The 2,293-nt window shown below is 54.7% G+C and carries 4 protein-coding genes; all 4 read left to right on the forward strand.

From position 1 onward, the window contains the following. Positions 1-1,016: RecT family recombinase (locus HWQ67_RS16665; protein ID WP_218253813.1), on the forward strand; the 1,016-nt coding region annotated here is incomplete at its 5' end. Then, positions 1,017-1,391 carry a hypothetical protein gene (locus HWQ67_RS16670; RefSeq protein WP_218253814.1) on the forward strand — a complete coding sequence of 125 codons (375 nt, stop codon included), beginning with the start codon at positions 1,017-1,019 and terminating at the stop codon, positions 1,389-1,391. Next, positions 1,373-1,795: a hypothetical protein gene (locus HWQ67_RS16675; protein WP_218253815.1), complete on the forward strand. Its 423-nt coding sequence runs from the start codon at positions 1,373-1,375 to the stop codon at positions 1,793-1,795. Before HWQ67_RS16670 ends, HWQ67_RS16675 begins: the two co-directional genes overlap by 19 nt. A gap of 107 nt (positions 1,796-1,902) precedes the next feature. Continuing rightward, on the forward strand, positions 1,903-2,293 hold a 391-nt coding region (locus HWQ67_RS16680), incomplete at its 3' end, for a class I SAM-dependent methyltransferase (protein ID WP_218253816.1).

The raw sequence follows: 2,293 nt of genomic DNA on the forward strand, positions 1-2,293 counted from the left end.
AGTGGAAGGGTGAGCCGATCACCATCACGTTCCAGGACGTACACAACCTTATCTGCCCGCTCGCCAGCGACCAAGAAGTAGCCGTGTTTCTCAAGACGTGCCAGAGCCTACAGCTCAACCCGTTCGCCAACGAGTGCTTCCTGATCAAGTATGACTCGAGGGAAAAGGCGGCGTTTGTTATCGCCATAGACTCGTATCTGAAGGCAGCAGAAGTGAATCCGCAATTTGATGGAGTTGAGGCCGGGATAATTCTCAAGGATGGCGGCAGCCGGTTGGAACTAAGGGAAGGTGCGTTTGTGCTGGACGAGGACAAGCAAAGGTTGGCCGGCGGCTGGGCAAGAGTGTACCGCAAGGACCGGAGCCGCCCGACCTACGTGGCTGTCAACAAAAACGAGTGTGTGAAACTCACCCGGGAGGGCAAGCCAACGCAATTCTGGGCCGAGCCAAAACAGCCATGGATGCTACGCAAAAGCGCCTTGAAGCGAGCATTAGTAGAAGCGTTCCCATCATTGTTCGCCGGGACGCTGGCTACCGCCGAGGTGGAATCCGATATAGAGGGCGAGCTGCCGGCCGCCTTTGAAGATAACGGGCAACCGGACTGGGCGAAGTTCTGGGTTAGGGTGCAGAACGAATTGGGGCTTACTGAAAAGCAAGCACATGAACTTCTTGAGATGCAGTCCTTCAAAGAATCAATAGACAACGGGAAAACGCTAGAGGACATCTGGGATGCACTTGTGAAAAGGGTACAGGAGTCCAAGACAACCGAGACTTACCCGCAGCCTATGGACGAGGGCTACGAGCCATTGTTTGACGATGTAACGGCCCCGATAGACAAAGGCTGGCTCAATGAATCGCTCAAGACACTCAAGGACTGGAACGCCGCCCAGTACATACGTCAGACATTTCCGGAGGCCAAGGGCAAGACGATAGGCGATGCGATAGATAGTCTGACACCGGAACAGAAAAGGGAATTTGTCGCCGAGGTGCAAAACAGGCTGGAGGCGAAGGCGAAGTAGATGCCAGGGTACCGACCGATCGCCACCCAGTACCTCCACAGTGCCAATGTACTTATCCGGCTAACACCCACCGATTCACTGGCACTTATGGGAAGACTACAGGATGCCATCGCCCGTAAGACTGGCGTGAATCTAGTTTTCATGGGCATGGATAACGCCTTTTCATTGACAACCAGCGACGAAGAGGGGGAACAAATCAAGTGTATCGCCTACAAACGCAGTGGCTTCAGGGTCAACAGCCCAATGAAAGGGTACAACGGCCCCTGGAGCCATGTCGAAATAGTAATGCCATTGAGATCAACTAACCTGATTAGAACATTTCTAGCCAAGATCGAAGGGCAGAAGCAGGAGACGCTATGGATGACGCATTCATAATGACTACCGCCTTCTTCAACCTCCTTACTACTCCATTTTTGGCGAATGGGCAGGGCGAGGACCCGCCACGAAAGCTGGCCTCGCCGCCCGTTCAGTGTACTGAATGTGGCGAGCCCTTGATTGAAATGGAGTTTACCCGGGGGTTCCACCTGGTTTGCGACAACTGGCGCTGCCGGCTGTTCCGGCAACCGCAGGTATGCAGGACCAAAAACCCGGGAGGGGATACCCCCATACAGCGGTGGGATGCTAGGTATCCACAGAGATATGAGCAGTATAAGACACAGAAGCGCGAGAACTACCGTCTCTTAGTCGAGAACGGGATACCCCCGATTGAAGCCCGGGCGATGACCAGCAACAAGCAAACCAGAATCGCGCTGGAGGGAATAGAGGGCCAACTTAAATGACACGGCATTGGGAAAACTGGGACACAGGCGGGATCGCTAGGGAAGTCGACCAATACTGGCATGAAAGCAAGGTCGAACAAGCGTGGCGGCGTACCGTAGTTGAGGACATGGTGAAGGTACTGCCTGATGGCGCGGGGGTTCTGGACGTTGGGTGTGGCAGCGGCGCCATCTATGAAGAGCTACTCCACCGTGGCTTCGGATCATCCAGGCCGTACATCGGGGGTGACGTATCCACAAGGATGCTGGAGATTGCACACAACCGCTTCCCGACTACGCAGTTTCTGGCCATGGACGTCTTCAACCTGCCCTTCAGGGACCACAGCCAGCCCATCGTTCTGTGTATCAATGTCTTACAGCACCTACCTGGGTACATGATAGCCCTGGCTGAACTCGTTCGCGTTACCGGGCGGCTACTTTATGTGGCAACCTGGTTCAATAGCGGCAACGAGGATAATATCCGGCTCGTTCCAAGCCCATGGGGGCCGGACTTCTACCAGA

It is taken from the genome of Candidatus Magnetobacterium casense, assembly GCF_019173545.1.
GTDB lineage: Bacteria > Nitrospirota > Thermodesulfovibrionia > Thermodesulfovibrionales > Magnetobacteriaceae > Magnetobacterium > Magnetobacterium cryptolimnobacter.

Coding starts and splice junctions, on each gene's coding strand:
- HWQ67_RS16670 (WP_218253814.1), top strand. CDS start 1,017: ATGCCAGGGTACCGACCGATCGCCACCCAGTACCTCCACAGTGCCAAT.
- HWQ67_RS16675 (WP_218253815.1), top strand. CDS start 1,373: ATGGATGACGCATTCATAATGACTACCGCCTTCTTCAACCTCCTTACT.